The sequence below is a fragment of the Pseudochrobactrum algeriensis genome, assembly GCF_018436245.1.
Taxonomy (GTDB): Bacteria; Pseudomonadota; Alphaproteobacteria; order Rhizobiales; family Rhizobiaceae; genus Pseudochrobactrum; species Pseudochrobactrum saccharolyticum.
Genome location: NZ_CP075359.1, coordinates 15,188 through 33,605 on the forward strand (window position 1 = coordinate 15,188; position 18,418 = coordinate 33,605).

The window sequence follows — 18,418 nt, forward strand, 5'->3', positions numbered from 1 at the left end:
CTATTTTAGAAAAATCAATTTTCGTTTTTATAAAGAGGTTTTTTAAAATATGCTAAAGCTCTCTAGCCGATTCAGACAGTTTACTAATGGTTTGCGCTATCTGACACGCGGAGACTTTTCAGGTTTGGCAAATCGTCTGAAGTGGTATGGGCGAGAATATTCTCATGTAAAATTGCGTCGACGGCTCGCAAATGGAAATGGTACGGTGTGGGGCATCCTTTGCACTCCTCATACGCTGTTTATAGCAAAAACAATAGCTGACCATCTTGCGTTTCATGGAATTGAAAGTGAAATTATAACAGGCTCTGAAAAGAGCTTTAACCATGATTTTTATATTGTTTTGTGCGCTCAGATGTTTAGGAGGCTTCCTCCGGCAAACAAACGTATCATATTTCAATTAGAACAATCAGTGAGTTCGCGATGGTTTACAAAAGAGTATATTAAGGAACTTAATAGCTCTATAGGTGTTTTGGATTATTCTTTAACTAATATCGAATTTCTTTCAAAAAATAAAATAAAATATCCTAACGTGCACTATCTTCCAATAGGTGTATCAAAAGACAATGCACTAATTGATAATATTGTAGAAAAGAAGTATGATTTTATTTTCTACGGTGACGTTTTGAGTAGTGAAAGAAGAAGAAAATTTCTAGATAAATTAAAAGAAAAATATAGTGTTAAAATATGTAATGACTTATTTGGAAACGAGCTTTACGCTAATATCCGGCAAGCAAAAGCCGTAATTAACATCCATTACTATGAAGGTGCTTTGTTAGAGACGCCTCGCTTATGTGAGTGTCTTTCATTGGGTGTTCCGATTCTCTCAGAAAGTACTGTTGATCGAGAGGAATATCCAGAATTTAATGGCGCTGTTCAATTTTTCGAAGAAGGATCAATTGACAGTATGATGACGCAGGCATCTAGAATTTTGAATAATATTGAAACTGTTAACAAAAATATTAAGGATGTCGCCACACTTAGTGCGGCACGTTTTAAATTTATGTTTGACCGTTTTTTGGTAGCAATCGGTGTAATACCGGCTAACGTTATTCTTGATGAATCGATATATTTATCTCAACCAAACACTTTTTTTGCTTTATCGTTACCAGAAACAATCGATCGCCGTAGAGCTTTATCCAAGTCACTACCAGATGGTTGCAAAATATTTGATGGAATTAGAAACAGCTTGGGCTGGATAGGATGTGGTAGCAGTTTTAATGCTTTATCACGTTATGCGCTTAAAAATAATATAAGTAGGCTCACAGTTATCGAAGATGATGTAGAACTTCCAAACACTTTTAATAGTATACTTCGTGAAGTAAATGAATATCTAGATGCTAGAAAAGATAATTGGGATATTTTTTCTGGTTTAATGGCTGATGTACATCCTGATGCAAAAGTTTTATCCGTTGAGAATGTAAATGGGCGTATTTATGTCACTATTGATAAGATGACCAGTACTGTTTTTAATATATATAATAAAAGCGCATTGGAAATTTTGTCGCGATGGAACCCGCTTGATACAGATCCTGTTACTAATACCATTGATAGATATTTGGAACGTCAGGAAACATTGCGCGTTATTGTAACCTTGCCGTTTATTGCTGGGCACAAGGAAGATGCGACATCAACTCTTTGGGGGTTTGAAAATGTTCGTTATACCCCGATGATCGCAGAGGCTCAGCAAAAGATAGAAGAGTTAGTGCAGGATTGGCGGGCTTTGCAGGATCGAAGCGGCACTACAAAAACTGAAGCCGGATGAATAGTCCCGAGATTTGTAGACATCTTGTGACTTAAAAAAGTAAGGATGCTTGGTGTGACTGACGTGAGCCCCAATGCTCCTCCATTTTTCAGGAGAGTCTTAGAGTTTAATATTGGCCTTAGGCGGCCCGTTTTTCTAGAGCCATTTTTATGGCGAACTCATTGGGCGTAGCATTGCCGAGTGAAGAGTGCGGTCTGTTTTTGTTATAATCATCCTTCCATGCTTTGATTTCAGTGCGCGCCTGAGCGAGCGATGAGAACAAGGTCTCGTTCAGGCATTCTGAACCGTACCGGGTTTGCCGGAGGCCATTTATTTTAAGTTATGCTGCCCATGCTGGTTCGTCCAGCATGAAGTAGTATCGTTCTTCTGCCTCGGCTGGCGGTATGTTGCCGATTGGCTCCAGAAGACGACGGTTATTGAACCAATCTACCCATTCCAATGTGGCGAACTCGACAGCTTCGAAGTTGCGCCATGGCCCTCGCCGGTGGATGACCTCTGCCTTGTAAAGACCGTTGATTGTCTCGGCGAGCGCGTTATCGTAACTGTCACCCACACTTCCCACAGAAGGCTCGATGCCCGCCTCCGCCAAACGCTCAGAATACTTGATCGACAGGTATTGTGAACCGCGGTCAGAATGATGAACCAACCCTCCGCGATGGACAGGCCGACGATCATGAATTGCTTGTTCAAGAGCGTCGAGCACGAAATCTGTATGCGCCGTCCGACTAGTTCGCCAGCCAACGATGCGGCGGGCGAAAGCGTCAATGACAAAGGCGACATAGACGAAGCCTTGCCAGGTTGCCACGTATGTGAAATCGGATAACCACAGCATGTTCGGTGCGGGCGCATAGAACTGCCGGTTCACTCGGTCAAGCGGGCACGGCGCAGTTTTGTCTGACACCGTGGTTTTGACTGGCTTACCACGAATGATGCCTTGAAGACCCATAGACCTCATAAGTCGAGCCACAGTGCAACGGGCGACATCGAACCCCTCACGCTTCAATTGCCGCCAGACCTTGCGAACGCCATAAACGCAGAAGTTTTGCTCGAAGACACGACGTATCTCGATCTTCAGGCTGATATCGTTGCGGGTGCGGACCGACAGCCGGTTGATGTCCAGGCGCTTGGCGACGTTCTCGTAGTAGGTTGACGGGGCAATCGGCAATAATCTGCAGATCGGCTCGACCCCAAACACGCTACGGTATTCGTCAATGAATGAAATCATCGTTTGAAGGGGCGGTCGAGCTCCGCCTGGGCAAAATAAGCAGACGCTTTGCGCAATATCTCATTGGCCTGACGAAGCTCGCGATTCTCTCGCTCAAGAGCCTTCATCTTCTCGGCGACATCGCTCGGCAGGCCTGCTCGTTTACCAGTGTTGACCTCGGTCTTCTTCACCCACTCATGCAGGGTGGCTGGCGAACAACCAATCTTGGTAGCGATTGATGAAACGGCAGCCCACCGAGAAGGGTGCTCTGCTTCGTGATCCAGCACCATACGGATGGCACGTTCACGCACTTCAGGTGAAAACTTGTTCGTTGTTTTGCTCATAGTGGCCCCAATCTCTCAGAAGTTGGAGCCTCCGGCAAACCCGGTACGGTTCATTCGTCGCGGAAACTACCGTTGAAGCTTTCGACAAACCCGTTTTGCATTGGTTTGCCCGGCGCGATGTAGTGCCATTCAATGCCTGTTTCCTGACACCACTTGAGAATGGCATGACTGGTCATTTCTGTTCCGTTGTCAGAAACTATCGTTCGTGGCTTGCCGAGTTGACTGACCAGATTATCCAATTCACGTGCTAACCGCAGACCTGACAGGGATGTGTCGGGAACCAAAGCCAGACACTCCCGCGTGAAGTCGTCAACGACCGCAAGAACCCTGAACCGACGACCATCGGTGAAGGCATCACTGATAAAGTCCAAGCTCCATCGTTCATTAGCTCGCGATGGTAAAACTATCGGCCTCCGCGTTCCCAGAGCTCGTTTGCGCCCACCACGCTTGCGCACAGTCAACTTCTCTTCCTGATATAATCTACGCAGCTTCTTCAGGTTCATGATGATCCCCTGTCGTTCCAACATGACGTGAATGCGCCGATAACCGAAGCGCCGTCGCTCGGAGGCCACTTGTCTCATGGCTTCACGAATAGGCGCATCATCAGGCCGCTTACGACGATAGCGCACACTAGATCGATCAATACATAAAACGGCACACGCCCGACGCTGGCTCACGGCATACACTTGGCAGACATGAACAACTGCGTCCCGCCTAGCATCGGGCGTTACCATTTTTTTGCAGCAACATCTTTCAAAATAGCGTTGTCGAGCATCGTCTCGGCCAGCAGCTTTTTTAGCTTGGCATTTTCTTCTTCCAATGCTTTCAGTTTGCGCGCATCGGAAACCTCCAGGCCACCAAATTTGGCTTTATATTTATAAAAACTGGCGCTGCTAATTCCATATTTGCGACACACTTGTGCAGTCGGCGTTCCAGCTTCCTGCTCTTTAATCATCCCGATTATCTGTTCGTCTGAAAACCGTGAGCGTTTCATTGTCCATCTCCTACCAAGGATTGGACTCTACCAAAATCTGGAGGAGTTTGCGGGGCTCACGTCACTGCGATCATACAGAACCCTACCACGGCTGTTCGCCATGTTCTTGCAAGCGATGTCCAGAATGCTGATATTTGGTTTCTTCAATATAGATATAGGGCGCTTGCGCGCCCTATAAACTAATGTTTAACGCTTTGACCCGTTGACTTTCTCGCTAACCAGGATCCTCCTCGGTAGAGGAATTCACTTATTCTACCGATAACAGGGCGTTGCAGTTTTGCATTGCTAATGAATTTCCACCGTTGAATTGCAGCAAGATCAGATTGCTCCATTACGCTGTGGTTAGGTGCAATTTCCATTTCCGTAAGACGCGCAGATGTTAACATTTCAAGTACGATATCATCAGCCACACGACCAATTTTTAGGCCTGCAATAATTCTTTTATATTGCAATTCAGCGGTAAGCTCTGCTTGTCCTTTTGACCACGGCCAAGACATGCTCCCTTCTTGATAGCGATACCTAAACAAGTCTTCTGGTAAGATCGTTGCAACGTATCCCATTTCTTTAAAGCGCAACCAAAAATCCCAGTCATCAGCTTCCCCATTACGCATACCTGGTATGAACCCCACGTTTCGCAAAGAAGCTGTATCAATAAGGCTGGTCATTCGGAAATCATTCCAGAGAAAAAATTCATAATCATCCATATTAAAGTTGATAATAAGGTGATTATTTATACCAAAGTTTCGGCGCCAAGTGAGAACTGCATTTGCTCCTATGATATTTTTATTGTAGACATTTAGCGTTTTTTCGAGGTATCTGTCCTCAATGAGGTCGTCATCATCGATAAAAATTGAGAGTTTTGTTTCGCAGGAAGCAATAAGTTTAGTTCTAGTCGCGCACAGGCCTTCATTTGCTACTGAGTGTATCACTCTAACGTGGTCAAACGCATTCAACTGGTCTAGAAGTGCCAAAGATTGAGCGTCATAACTACCATCACTCATGACAAGCATGCGAGCACCTTTTTCAGTTTGCGCCTTAATGCTACTGACGGTCTCTAGCAATTGCTCTTTAGGATTGAAAGTTGCCATCAAAAAAGTTACGTCTGAGGCTCGTGCGGTCGCGCGCGGCGCAGCAGGGAAAGTTTTTCCTGAAGAGATAAGCGGATCGACGGCTTTTAGGTAATCGTCTGAAAATTTATCTGGATGAGTTAATGCTTCTGCGTATTCTCTGATCTGGTTTCCGTAAACATGGTTACATTGAATAGCCTCATAGATCGCCCCTAATGTTGATAAATTAAAGTCCTCTGGAATGAGCAGATGCTGTAGGTCTTTGGGGAAGAACTCCTCCATTGCGCTATTCATCATTGAATAAGGCAGCCAACCATTGTCAAGAAGCTCAAGAAAGGCGTAGTTAAAAGTTTCCTGTGGTGAAAAATTCAAAGAATATCCTTTTTCACTCTCCCTATTAATTGCAGCCGCAACTTCATCTCTAGACAAATGTCCAGTAATATTAATTTTTCCTCGAAGGGATGGCTTTAGTCTTTTCAAAGTGTAATCGTCAGCACTTGACACTTTGAAAGGAGTATATCCAACCTTACCAATGAATAATATCTCATCAATAGGATTTATGCTATCAATCACATTCAAAAAATGAATGTTTTTATCTAACCCTTTTGATATACATGTTCTTCCTAAACTTATGTAATTGTTTCGTATCCCTTCGAAATCACTTTTATTATTAAAATAATATGGCTCTGGTATTACCTTTGAAGTCAAAATATTTCCACATTGACGAACCAAAGTATTATATGAAAAATTAGAAGGATTTATAACAAGATCGGCCCACTTAAGTGTCAATCTTTCTGAATAAATATTTTGTCTATCCCATTCGGTAGGGATGTTTGCATCGCAACGATAAATATCTCTTTGCAATCCATGATTGTAGATGACCACTGGCTTTGAGAGTCCTGAAGCCAAGGTTCCATTTCTTTTAGCGATCTGGTACGCATATAATGGCGCAAGATAATCAGTACCCTCGAGAACATCTGACTCGAAAAGTGATATAGCCTCCAATATATAATCAAGTAAAAAGTGGCTTACGGCGATTGATTGAGGACCTGCATTGTATTTAGCCCATACTTCGGAGACGCTCACATTAACGTGCATCGCGTCAGAAGTAACCTCTTTTGAAGTTTTCTCATTACTGACAACGCTCCAGCTCAACACATTAACAGTATGACCGCTCTCACTAAGAGCTTTCATCATATTCGCAGAGTAGGTTGCAATGCCTCCCCCACCAATGCGTGGTACTTCCGGTGTAACTAATAGGATTCTCACAAGATAGCCTCAAAAATTTTATCGTGCTATATGCTTATCAACCAAGTCAGTGATCATCAAGCTTTACAGATTCTTAAAGTTGTATGAGGTGTTAATGTTGTCCGATTTATTAATTGACCGGCTTGCGACGCTACGCAATCAACATGTCTTTTACTTTCCTAATACTGGAAACGGTGGTGATGGCTTTATTGCGCATGCTACAATGTGGCTTTTGAACTCATTGAGCATAGAGTTCACTGCATTAGGGCCGCATGAAATCGCACCTAAAGGTAGTACTCTTCTTTTCGGAGGAGGCGGAAATTTAATTGAAAATCAGTACGATACACTTTATAACGCTATACAATCAAATATTGATGGAAACACTGGAATAGTATTACCACACACCATTAGAGATTATAGAAATCTATTTAGTAAAGATAATCTTGAGATATTCATTAGAGATCCAATTTCATATGATAACGCAAGAAAATACACGGTAGATACTAACCAACATTTTTACCTGTCTCATGATATGACTTTCTATTTGCCGAAGGATTACTTTCAACAGTTCTGGCAGCTAGGCGATGGTGTTTTTTATTGCTTTCGTCAAGACGAAGAGCGAGATTCCGATCTTTGGGTTGATGGCAATCAGGATATTTCGTTGTCTTGGAATGGTTCGTGGTGGACCAATGAGCGCCTCAGTAAAGCTAGCACAGAGGCTATGGCAGCATCGTTATCACCTAGCCGTATTGTTGCAACCGATCGACTGCATGTGGCGATCCTTGCTGCATTTCTCGGTAAACGAGTCTACATGACAGCCAATAACTACTACAAGAATGAAGCTATCTATAGGCACTCTTTATCACGTTTTTTTCCAAATACTTCATTTCATAAAACACGGCAAGACATTGTAAACGCTATCAAAAATAAACCCTAACCGTAGATAAACCTATTGTTACCGATGAGTTTAAACTCGATGTGATTAAGCTAGGTGCTATTCAATCTTTTCTTAGTGGGAATTTAATTTGAGAGCATTTATCCTACTCGATAAAGAATATAGGAATGAAATATGAATGTACTAGTAACAGGCGGTGCAGGGTTTATCGGCACACATACTTGTGTGGAACTTTTGAAGTCAAATCATTCAATTCTTGTTATTGACAATTTTGAAAATAGTCATCCAGAAGCCATTAAGCGTGTGGAAACAATTACTGGTAAAAAAGTTGATTTTAAACAAGGTGATATAAGAGATACTGCATTTATAAAAAACCAAATAACGGATTTTAAATGTGAAGCAGTTATGCACTTTGCAGGTTTAAAAGCAGTTGGTGAATCCTGCCAAAATCCACTAAAATACTACGACTACAATGTCGCGGGAACTTTATCTCTTTTACAGGCAATGCAATCTTGTAATGTGAAAAAGCTTGTATTTAGCTCTTCAGCAACGGTTTATGGCGCCCCAAAACGGCTGCCAATCACAGAAGATATGGAGCTTCATACGACCAATCCGTATGGACGATCTAAGCTGATCGTAGAAGATATACTCAGAGATTTGTATACAAGTGACCCATCTTGGCACATTGCTATTCTCAGGTATTTTAATCCAGTCGGGGCACACAAAAGTGGCTTAATTGGTGAAGATCCAATCGGTATACCTAATAATTTAATGCCAATTGTTGCTCAAGTAGCGAGTAATAGAAGAGAGAAGCTTTCTATCTGGGGCAATGATTATCCGACGAAAGATGGCACAGGTATACGTGATTATATACATATTGTAGATCTAGCAATTGGCCATTTAAAAGCACTTGAGAATTTAAACGAAGCTCAATGTAACGCCTACAATTTAGGTACTGGCAATGGTTACAGTGTCCTTGAAGTCATCAAAATGTTTGAGCATATTTCTAATCAGAAAATTGAATATGAAATAGCACCAAGAAGAGATGGCGATGTAGCCGAGTGCTATGCAGATCCATTGTATGCCATACAGCAGCTTGGTTGGAAAGCTGAGAGAGGCTTAAGAGAAATGTGTGAAGATATGTGGAACTGGCAAGTAAAAAATCCAAGCGGATACTAGAAGGAAATGCATAATTTAATTTGCAAATAAAAAACTTAATTGATTAGGAACGAGTTCCATATTGCATAATATAAAAATCACCATTCTTTTGGCTACTTATAATGGGGCCGATTTTCTCAACGAGCAGCTCATCTCATTCGTAAACCAATCATGGAAAAATATAGATTTAATAGTCAGCGATGATGGTTCATCAGATAACACTCTTGAGATACTCAATACATGGAAAAAGTCTTGGAGTAAGGGTTCTATTCAAATCATAAAAGGTCCAAGGGCAGGACATGCAGAGAATTTTCGCTATCTAATACAAGCAGTGAGCGATAAAAAAACATACGTAGCTTTTAGCGATCAAGATGATATTTGGCACAGAGATAAACTTGAAGTCGCGATGAGTAAACTCATATCTATGGGTAAGGACACCCCAGCTATGTACTGCAGTCGAACTCGCTTGGTTGATGTCTATGGAAATCCGACAGGACTATCACCTTTATTTACCAGCCCTCCTTCCTTTACCAATTCATTGACTCAGAGCTTGGCTGGCGGAAATACAATTGTATTCAATAGCGCCGCATTTTCTATTGTCCGTGAAAGTGCTATGAAAACTAAGTTTTTACATCATGATTGGTGGAGCTACCAGATCCTTACAGGAGCTGGAGGAAAAGTCTATTACGATCCAAAACCTCAAATTGATTACCGCCAACACCAAAACAATATGTTTGGGAAAAACATAGGGTACACAGCAATATTGAGGCGAATTTTCGGCTTATTGTCCGGCCAATATTCGCAATGGATTGATAGCAATCTTCTTGCTTTAGAAAAATGCCATAGCTTACTCACTGAGGATAACCAAAGTATAGTAAGAGGATTACAAGAAGCAAGGCAGCAAGGCGGTATAAGTTGTGCTAAATTCCTATGGAAGAATGACATAAAACGTCAAACACGCATGGCCAATATTGGTCTTTATGTTTCTGTCTTATTTCGAAGAAAATCAACGTCGTTAAGAGCGCAAGGAGAATAAATTGAAGGGCATAATTCTGGCCGGTGGGAGCGGAACCCGATTATTCCCCCTTACATTAGCCATTTCAAAACAGATGTTACCTGTTTATGATAAGCCAATGATTTATTATCCGTTAAGCACACTGATGCTCGCTGGAATCCGTGAAATACTGATTATCTCAACTCCGCGTGATTTACCTGTCTTTAAAGAGTTGCTTGGTGACGGTGACGACTTTGGAATTTCTCTTTCTTATGCTGAACAAGAACATCCAAACGGATTAGCTGAAGCATTTATTATCGGTCGGGAATTTATCGGATCAGACTCAGTTGCAATGATTTTGGGTGATAACATCTATTATGGTGTCGATTTGCCGACCCTTTGCAACCAGGCGATCAACCAAGAGGTTGGGGCAACTGTCTTCGCTTATCATGTTGATGATCCTGAACGGTATGGTGTAGTTGTGTTTGATCCAGACACAGGTGTCGCTCGCTCCATTGAAGAGAAACCTAAGACACCTAAATCCAACTGGGCGGTCACTGGTTTATATTTCTACGATAATGACATTGTGAATATTGCCGCTAATATAAAGCCATCTGAACGTGGAGAGCTCGAAATCACTACGGTCAATAATATTTATATGGAGAGGGGGCAGTTACGAGTTCAGCGTTTAGGTCGGGGATACGCTTGGCTTGATACAGGAACACACACCAGCCTTCATGAAGCTTCATCATTTGTGAGAACCATTGAGCATAGGCAAGGCATCAAGATCGCATGCCCTGAAGAAATTGGTTATGAAATGGGATGGCTGGATGCAGAACAAGTCCTGCAAAGAGCTTCTAATCTCGGGAAAACCGAGTATGCGGATTATCTCAAACGTCGTGTTGCTCAAAGAGCTCGATAATGATGATCGTGAATGAACTTGCCATCAGCGATGTTATCGAAATCATTCCAGACCGTTTTGGCGATAACCGCGGTTATTTTTCAGAAGTCTATAACAAAGAAGCCTTGGAAAGGCATAACATCTCACTAGACTTTGTCCAGGACAACCAATCTTATTCTGCTCGCAAAGGCGTTTTACGCGGGTTGCATTACCAATTGCCTCCATTTGCTCAGGATAAGCTTGTGAGGGTTCTGCAAGGTTCCATTCTGGATGTCGCGGTAGATATTCGACGCAATTCCGACACTTTCGGTAAATGGGTTGCCCTTGAAATTACAGCCGAAAAAGGCAATCAGATTTTGGTTCCCAAGGGGTTCGCCCATGGGTTTATTACTTTAAAAGAACACACGATCGTTGCATATAAAGTAAGCGGATACTATTCGGCTGAGTGTGATAGGAACATTCGCTATGATGATCCGGAATTGGCAATTGATTGGCCCCACTTGGATGATGAGCTCCAACTTTCCGCTAAGGATTCAGTAGCACCTTACCTAAAAGATGCGCAAGTTTTTGAGTAGGATCGGCATGCAGGACATGAATATATTAGTTACTGGCGGAGCAGGTTTCATTGGATCTGCCGTTTGTCGTTTGCTCGTACAAAACCCTAAAGTTCGGGTGATTAATGTCGATAAGCTCACCTACGCAGGAAATTTGAATTCACTTCGATCTATCGAAAACGAACCGAATTATAAGCATTATCGCACCGATATTTGCGATGTAAACGCCATTCTTACCATTCTGAATGATGAAAAAATTGACAGCATTATGCATTTGGCAGCGGAAAGTCATGTAGATAGGTCAATTGATGGCCCTGCAGCTTTTGTTGAAACTAATGTGATAGGCACATTTCGAATGCTGAGTGCGGCATTGAACTATTGGCGAGGCTTAGCTCCGGAGAAAAAAGAAACCTTCCGCTTCCATCATATTTCAACTGATGAGGTGTTTGGTGATCTGCCTTTTGATGAGGGTATCTTTACCGAAACAACTCCATATGCGCCATCATCACCATATTCTGCTTCAAAAGCTGCTTCAGACCATTTCGTGCGAGCATGGCATGAAACATATGGCTTACCTGTTGTCCTATCTAATTGTTCAAACAATTATGGGCCGTTTCATTTCCCTGAGAAGCTCATCCCGCTCGTTATTCTCAATGCATTGCATGAGCGCGAACTACCGATCTATGGAAAAGGCAATAATGTCAGAGATTGGTTATTTGTAGAAGATCACGCTAAAGCTCTTGAAATTGTCGTAAGGCAGGGGCGTGTGGGCGAGAGTTATAATATTGGTGGAAATGAAGAGCGGACAAATCTCGCTGTAGTAGAAACCATATGTGGAATTCTAGATCGAAAGCGCGCGAGAGCCAATAATCAAAAATATTCCGAGTTAATTAGGTTTGTTTCTGATCGTCCGGGTCATGATCGACGTTACGCGATTGATGCCAGTAAAATTTCTTCAGAACTTGGATGGAAACCAGTTCAAAGCTTTGAAAGTGGCTTGGAGAAAACAATCGATTGGTACCTGCAGAATGAGTGGTGGTGGCGCCCTATTCGCGAACAGACCTATACAGGCGAACGCTTAGGCCAGAATTCGGAAGCATCATGAAAATTGCAGTTACTGGTAAAAATGGTCAAGTCGTTCGCAGTCTATTAGCATTAGCTGATGATAAGACAGAGATAATTGCATTGGGCAGGCCAGAGTTAGATTTGGCCACTCCCTCCACTATTGATGCAGTTTTATTCGCAATAGATCCTGATGTCATCGTTTCAGCGGCGGCCTATACTGCCGTAGATAAGGCTGAGGACGAACCAGAACTTGCTTACGCCGTGAATGCTACAGGAGCGGCTGCTGTTGCTGAAACAGCAGCTAAGTTAGGCATTCCAATTATTCATATCTCTACCGACTATGTTTTTGATGGAATAAAGTCAGAACCATATACAGAGCGAGATACGCCAAATCCGCAATCTGTATATGGTAAAAGCAAGTTGGCAGGTGAGCGCTTAGTGGCCGCTGCAAACAGCAGGCATATCATCTTACGTACAGCTTGGGTGTATAGCCCCTATGGAAACAACTTTCTAAAAACCATGTTAAGGCTCGGTAGTGAAAGATCTGAAATCAGTGTGGTAGCAGATCAACATGGCAACCCAACTTCGGCCATTAATATCGCCACTACAATCATAACTATTTGCAGGAAAATCACAGAGGAAGGTTTTAGCGACTGGGGGATCTACCACCTAGTGGATGACTCGGAAACCACATGGTTCAACTGGGCCGAGTATATGTTTTCATGCTCAAAAATGTCGGTTATCATCAATCCAATTAATGGTATCGACTATCCTTCAAAAGCTCAACGCCCTAAAAATTCTCGACTTTCTACTGAAAAACTAAAGCACACTTTTTCATGTAGCCTGCCAAACTGGAAGACTTCTACGCAGTTAATAATAAAAAAACTAGAAGCAGCTAGGGAAAATTGAACGCTCGTATATGGAAATTTTTGCTATTAGATATAGAATTCTGAAATAGAGTTTCATTTATCTCCACAGTTTCGAGCGTACTTTTAGGTGGATTTCCGTGTTTATTATGCCCCCACGGGGCGGTTTTGCAGGTATGAGAGAAGCCTCCTTGGACCGTCAAAGCTTCTCGACAAAAAATATTAACCCACCTGACGTGAGCCCCAATGCTCCTCCATTTTTCAGGAGAGTCTTAGAGTTTAATATTGGCCTTAGGCGGCCCGTTTTTCTAGAGCCATTTTTATGGCGAACTCATTGGGCGTAGCATTGCCGAGTGAAGAGTGCGGTCTGTTTTTGTTATAATCATCCTTCCATGCTTTGATTTCAGTGCGCGCCTGAGCGAGCGATGAGAACAAGGTCTCGTTCAGGCATTCGTCGCGGAAACTACCGTTGAAGCTTTCGACAAACCCGTTTTGCATTGGTTTGCCCGGCGCGATGTAGTGCCATTCAATGCCTGTTTCCTGACACCACTTGAGAATGGCATGACTGGTCATTTCTGTTCCGTTGTCAGAAACTATCGTTCGTGGCTTGCCGAGTTGACTGACCAGATTATCCAATTCACGTGCTAACCGCAGACCTGACAGGGATGTGTCGGGAACCAAAGCCAGACACTCCCGCGTGAAGTCGTCAACGACCGCAAGAACCCTGAACCGACGACCATCGGTGAAGGCATCACTGATAAAGTCCAAGCTCCATCGTTCATTAGCTCGCGATGGTAAAACTATCGGCCTCCGCGTTCCCAGAGCTCGTTTGCGCCCACCACGCTTGCGCACAGTCAACTTCTCTTCCTGATATAATCTACGCAGCTTCTTCAGGTTCATGATGATCCCCTGTCGTTCCAACATGACGTGAATGCGCCGATAACCGAAGCGCCGTCGCTCGGAGGCCACTTGTCTCATGGCTTCACGAATAGGCGCATCATCAGGCCGCTTACGACGATAGCGCACACTAGATCGATCAATACATAAAACGGCACACGCCCGACGCTGGCTCACGGCATACACTTGGCAGACATGAACAACTGCGTCCCGCCTAGCATCGGGCGTTACCATTTTTTTGCAGCAACATCTTTCAAAATAGCGTTGTCGAGCATCGTCTCGGCCAGCAGCTTTTTTAGCTTGGCATTTTCTTCTTCCAATGCTTTCAGTTTGCGCGCATCGGAAACCTCCAGGCCACCAAATTTGGCTTTATATTTATAAAAACTGGCGCTGCTAATTCCATATTTGCGACACACTTGTGCAGTCGGCGTTCCAGCTTCCTGCTCTTTAATCATCCCGATTATCTGTTCGTCTGAAAACCGTGAGCGTTTCATTGTCCATCTCCTACCAAGGATTGGACTCTACCAAAATCTGGAGGAGTTTGCGGGGCTCACGTCAGGTGTGAAAGCTCGAAACAGTTCTAATTTATGCGCAATAATAACATTGTGTAGTGATCCCAGTCTGAGTTACTTGATTCCAATATAGTATGCGTTCGAGATTGTAGGGCGGGATTATTCTTAATAATCGCAGGGTCGGTAAGCAGATAGATGTTAGAATATGTTTCTGAGAGCCTAATTAATACCTCTTCTGCTTGTTGATAACTCTTGTACTCTCTTCCCAGTTCGGCGAGACAAAGCTCTAACTTTTGGCTTTCTTTTACATACAAAAGACACCCAATGTTGGCGGAGGAAATGGGAGGGTTAACTAACTGTCTCGAGCCTTTTTCAGTCCAATTGTTTAGTATCAGAAATCGCTGTTGAGCATTATAAAGGCGCCAGCTGGCGGCGATGAAGAGCGTGTCTTGATCAGGAAACTCTCGCATAAAATTGTTTAGTAGTTTGTCTGCATCATTGAGTTGGCTTTTGAGTAACAGAGTCTTGATGGGAGTGGCGTATGTTGCATACTTAAACCGGTATCCATCCCAGACGTAGTTTGGAGTTCGAGCTATCCATGTGACGGTGATTGTTGCTGCGATCATACAGAACCCTACCAAGGCTGTTCGCCATGTTCTTGTAAACGCTGTCCAGAATGCTGAGACACTAATTCCTCCTGCTAGGGCCAAGAATGGCATTGCTGGGACTAGGAATCGTGGAGTATCCATTCGTCCACTATAGATAAATGCCAACAGTATAGATGGCCCCATAAAAAAAGCAGCTCGCGCGAGGGAACGTGTCCAATATTCTCGTCCAGAATTACATGTATCCAATATCGTACCAATTAATGCCATCGGTAATAAAAATGGAAATAAAGTAGCAATAATTTGATCAATGGCCCAATTCTGAAATAATGAGATTTTTTCTCCATTACTCAATAGTACTTCTGCAATATTAATTCCAATAGCGTTATATATTGAAAAAGAAACAACATAACTGGCGACAATTATAAAAATACATACTGTGATCGATCTCAGAGTAATTCCATTGAAACAGAGTGGGATTAATCCAGCAACTGGGAGAATGAAGACAAGATCGATTCGAAAGAGCGTGGCAAGGGCAGAAATAAATACGCCAGCGACGAACAGAATTGCTCCTCCCTTTCGAAAAAATACGGATAGGAGGCTAATTCCGAAAATGAGAACGCTTGTTGATATATTGCTGGATGAAACTTGTGATGAGCTTGCAGTGTAGTCAAATAGAAGTAAGAAAGATATTCCGACGAATATAGGATGACATATTTTCATATTATATGATATAATCATTACTGAAATAAGTGACAGTATATAGAATAACAATGAATATACTGATCCTATGCGAAGCGCATCAATATCTAAGAAATTCTTTGTGAGTCGGTATAGTATAAATTCTCCTGGCCTAGTCTCGTAATTATATCCACTTTTATCGAATACCGCAGAACTATAATGCGAGTTGATCGAATTCGTGGTAGCAAATTCGAAACCCTCACTGGCAGTTGTTCCAAAAAGGGCGATAGGAAGTATCGAATACACAAAAAAAACCACGAAAAGAACGTGAATGATGACGTTTGATGTTTTTTTGCTCGGTCTTTCGGTTACTCTGTCCACTCGGCTATAAGTCCCGTTCGATTTTTGAGTTGTAATTTTAAGTAATTGTCTAGCGCATTAATAGAGCTATGTATGGAGGTTGAATTATATGCTTTAATTGGATGTGCAGTGATGTCAATATTTCGTCTTTGATGAGGTATGCAATGTCAGTTCCGACTGGCTATTGATTTTTAGTCGTAGACATTGAACTTCAAAAACATTTAAGTAATAAATCTAATTCTGCGGCACTGTAATCGTTTATTGGATATTGAGATGTAATATAATATGCTATGATGAAGTCGGTGTGCCGATCCAGTCAATTTATATTATTATATTTATTGCCTAAGGCTAAAAGGTTTATTAATATAGGTAATATCGCGTTGGAGTTGAGCGTGCAGGCCGTCAAATTCATTGTTTTTTCAGGCCTAGGCTGGCTGTGTGATTTTGCCATATTTAGCTTGCTTGTTTCTACAGCAGACGTGTCTGCTGGTTTAGCAAATTTCATCAGCGCCACTATCGCAGCTATGGCTGTGTTCATAGCGTCGAAGCTGTTTATCTTCGTATCGCGTGAATCACTCGGGCGCTCAACATTTTATTATCTGATCTATACAGAGGCCAACATTCTGGTCTGGGCACTTATCATTCATTTCATTACGTATCAGCTGGTTTCATTGAGTGCGTTTAACTATTCAACTTCAGCGCTGTTTGCCAAACTTATCGTGACGCCGTTCTCGTTATTGTGTAATTTTGTTGCTTCGCGCTGGCTATCTAACAGGAGGTGGGCGTGAGTTCACGAGTTCTATTGTTCATTCCCGCCTATAATTGTGAAAAGCAGATCGGCCGTGTTCTGGCGCAGGTCGAAGCCGAATGGTGCCAGTCAGTTGTAGACCAAGTGATCGTCGTCAACAACCGTAGCACGGATCGCACGGGTGAAGTAGTGGCAGATCACATCAGGGGACGCGGCGATAACTATGTCCAGTTGTTACTCAATAATGATAATTATGGGCTTGGCGGATCGCATAAAGTTGCTATTCAATATGCTATTCAAGAGGGATATGATTGGGTAGTAGTATTACACGGTGATGATCAGGGCAGTGTCGCCGATTTTCGCAGCGTTTTGCTACAGCGCGATTCTCTGAGCGAAGATGCAGTATTGGGCAGCCGATTCATGTCCGGATCACAGACGCCAGGTTATTCCCGCTTTAGAATTTTCGGTAATCATGTCTTTAACCTCCTTTATAGTTTATGCGTGTTTCGCTCAATCAAAGATCTTGGAGCTGGGCTGAACCTCTATCGGGTGAGTTCTCTGAAGGGCAAATCATTTCAGAACTATCCGGACAATCTGACCTTCAATTGTGTCATGGTTTGCGCCCAGGCAATAGATGGCGACCAGCTTCGATTTGAGCCTATTAGCTGGCGTGAGGACGATCAGGTTTCCAATGTGAAGATGATCCGTCAGTCCATTCAAACGCTAAAGATTGCCTTGTCAGCACTGTTTCAGCGGCGCAATTTTCTGAAGCGTGATCATCGGAATAAAACTGTTAATAGTTATGGATGGGAAGTGATTGATGTCTGACCCGGTTACAATGATCATGCCTATGGCTGGGCGTGGCTCCCGCTTTGCTGCAGAGGGTGAAACCCTCCCAAAACCCTTGATCGAATTGCATGAGCAGCCATTTTTTTATTGGGCCACACGCGGCATCATTGATGTATTGCCAGAGGTCCAGCTAATCTATGTGGTTCTTCAGGAGCATGTCGAGAATTTTTCTATCGATAAGGCCGTCATTGAACGATTTCCTCAAGCCATAATCCATATTGTGCCGCAGCTCACTTCTGGAGCACTGGAAACGGCGATGTTGGGGCTGCAAAATATTTCCAAGCAATCACATATCATTATCAATGACTGTGATCATGCCTTTGTCTATCCGCAGATCAAAGAGGCCTGTTGCGCTCTGTCTAACGGTACAGATGGTTTTCTTTCTCACTTTCATTCCACAGCACCGCATTTTTCTTACGCGCAATATGATTCCGCTGGATGGCTGCTCCAAACTGCCGAAAAGAAGGTTATCAGTGATAGCGCGATAGCTGGCATCTATGGTTTCAAGAACCGTGAGGTGCTTGAGACGGCTGCAAAGATTTATCAGGGGGATTGTCCATATCCCGAATTGTTCATCAGTGGTGTCTATAACACAATGGTTGCAATGACTAAAAAGGTCCAAGGTTTTGATCTGTCACGACATGTCGCTTTTGGAACGCCCGAAGAGTTCCGAACCGCAGTAGGCCAACTCCCCGAGCTCTATGGTTCGTGACT

At 43.0% G+C, this 18,418-nt stretch carries 15 protein-coding genes, 2 pseudogenes and 1 other annotated feature; of the genes and pseudogenes, 11 read left to right on the forward strand and 6 right to left on the reverse strand.

Features of this window, described 5'->3' with window-relative positions; translation table 11 throughout:
- Positions 1-124: 124 nt before the first annotated feature.
- Positions 125-1,762 (forward strand): glycosyltransferase family 25 protein, encoded by a 1,638-nt coding sequence (locus KHQ09_RS00185; RefSeq protein ID WP_238481765.1) that lies wholly within the window; start codon positions 125-127, stop codon positions 1,760-1,762.
- Positions 1,763-1,904: 142 nt separating this feature from the next.
- Here KHQ09_RS00185 and KHQ09_RS00190 read toward each other — a convergent pair.
- The 4 genes and pseudogenes from KHQ09_RS00190 to KHQ09_RS00210 all read right to left on the reverse strand — a co-directional run.
- Positions 1,905-2,054 (reverse strand): annotated as a pseudogene (locus KHQ09_RS00190) (integrase core domain-containing protein); the annotation flags it as partial.
- A 27-nt stretch (positions 2,055-2,081) separates the two neighbouring features.
- Positions 2,082-3,310 (reverse strand): IS3 family transposase gene (locus tag KHQ09_RS00195; RefSeq protein WP_213595956.1). Its coding sequence is split into 2 segments (ribosomal slippage): positions 2,082-3,022 and positions 3,022-3,310, totalling 1,230 coding nucleotides; the frame shifts between segments, so codons are not numbered across the junction.
- Positions 2,913-3,029, reverse strand: a sequence feature (AL1L pseudoknot). Its footprint overlaps the gene before it by 117 nt.
- A 53-nt stretch (positions 3,311-3,363) precedes the next feature.
- A pseudogene (locus KHQ09_RS00200) lies at positions 3,364-4,304 on the reverse strand (IS3 family transposase); the annotation flags it as partial.
- Positions 4,305-4,483: 179 nt separating this feature from the next.
- Entirely contained in the window at positions 4,484-6,640 is a 2,157-nt protein-coding gene (locus tag KHQ09_RS00210) for a glycosyltransferase (RefSeq protein WP_213595960.1), read from the reverse strand.
- 94 nt (positions 6,641-6,734) lie between these two features.
- Between KHQ09_RS00210 and KHQ09_RS00215 the strand changes: the two genes are divergently transcribed.
- The 7 genes from KHQ09_RS00215 (at position 6,735) to rfbD (ending at position 13,095) form a co-directional block, all read left to right on the forward strand.
- Entirely contained in the window at positions 6,735-7,556 is an 822-nt protein-coding gene (locus KHQ09_RS00215) for a polysaccharide pyruvyl transferase family protein (protein ID WP_213630877.1), read from the forward strand.
- Between the two features lie 132 nt (positions 7,557-7,688).
- Positions 7,689-8,693, forward strand: a complete 1,005-nt coding sequence (gene galE, locus KHQ09_RS00220; protein WP_213595965.1) for a UDP-glucose 4-epimerase GalE — start codon at positions 7,689-7,691, stop codon at positions 8,691-8,693.
- 61 nt (positions 8,694-8,754) lie between these two features.
- Positions 8,755-9,708: a glycosyltransferase family 2 protein gene (locus KHQ09_RS00225; RefSeq protein ID WP_213595967.1), complete on the forward strand. Its 954-nt coding sequence runs from the start codon at positions 8,755-8,757 to the stop codon at positions 9,706-9,708.
- A gap of 1 nt (position 9,709) precedes the next feature.
- Positions 9,710-10,588, forward strand: a complete 879-nt coding sequence (rfbA, locus tag KHQ09_RS00230; protein WP_213595969.1) for a glucose-1-phosphate thymidylyltransferase RfbA — start codon at positions 9,710-9,712, stop codon at positions 10,586-10,588.
- Complete coding sequence (rfbC, locus tag KHQ09_RS00235) at positions 10,588-11,142, forward strand: dTDP-4-dehydrorhamnose 3,5-epimerase (RefSeq protein ID WP_213595971.1); 555 nt, start codon at positions 10,588-10,590, stop codon at positions 11,140-11,142. The genes rfbA and rfbC overlap by 1 nt, the downstream gene beginning before the upstream one ends.
- A 16-nt stretch (positions 11,143-11,158) precedes the next feature.
- A complete protein-coding gene (gene rfbB, locus KHQ09_RS00240) occupies positions 11,159-12,226 on the forward strand; it encodes a dTDP-glucose 4,6-dehydratase (RefSeq protein ID WP_213595985.1) in 1,068 nt (355 codons plus the stop codon).
- Positions 12,223-13,095: a dTDP-4-dehydrorhamnose reductase gene (rfbD, locus tag KHQ09_RS00245; RefSeq protein ID WP_213595973.1), complete on the forward strand. Its 873-nt coding sequence runs from the start codon at positions 12,223-12,225 to the stop codon at positions 13,093-13,095. The genes rfbB and rfbD overlap by 4 nt, the downstream gene beginning before the upstream one ends.
- 248 nt (positions 13,096-13,343) lie before the next feature.
- On the opposite strand, the gene KHQ09_RS00250 is transcribed toward rfbD, so the two are convergent.
- Positions 13,344-14,443, reverse strand: a protein-coding gene (locus KHQ09_RS00250; protein WP_420801420.1) for an IS3 family transposase whose coding sequence is annotated in 2 segments (ribosomal slippage) — positions 13,344-14,185 and positions 14,185-14,443 — 1,101 coding nt in all. Because the reading frame shifts where the segments join, the coding sequence is not laid out codon by codon here.
- 86 nt (positions 14,444-14,529) lie between these two features.
- On the reverse strand, positions 14,530-16,128 hold the full coding sequence (locus tag KHQ09_RS00255; protein WP_213595975.1) for a hypothetical protein: 1,599 nt from the start codon (positions 16,126-16,128) through the stop codon (positions 14,530-14,532).
- Positions 16,129-16,499: 371 nt separating this feature from the next.
- On the opposite strand from KHQ09_RS00255, the gene KHQ09_RS00260 reads away from it, so the two are divergent.
- The 3 genes from KHQ09_RS00260 to KHQ09_RS00270 are packed head-to-tail and all read left to right on the forward strand — an operon-like array spanning position 16,500 to position 18,416.
- Complete coding sequence (locus KHQ09_RS00260) at positions 16,500-16,895, forward strand: GtrA family protein (RefSeq protein WP_213595977.1); 396 nt, start codon at positions 16,500-16,502, stop codon at positions 16,893-16,895.
- Complete coding sequence (locus KHQ09_RS00265) at positions 16,892-17,683, forward strand: glycosyltransferase family 2 protein (protein WP_213595979.1); 792 nt, start codon at positions 16,892-16,894, stop codon at positions 17,681-17,683. Before KHQ09_RS00260 ends, KHQ09_RS00265 begins: the two co-directional genes overlap by 4 nt.
- Positions 17,676-18,416, forward strand: a complete 741-nt coding sequence (locus KHQ09_RS00270) for a glycosyltransferase family protein (protein WP_213595981.1) — start codon at positions 17,676-17,678, stop codon at positions 18,414-18,416. Before KHQ09_RS00265 ends, KHQ09_RS00270 begins: the two co-directional genes overlap by 8 nt.
- Positions 18,417-18,418: the final 2 nt, after the last annotated feature.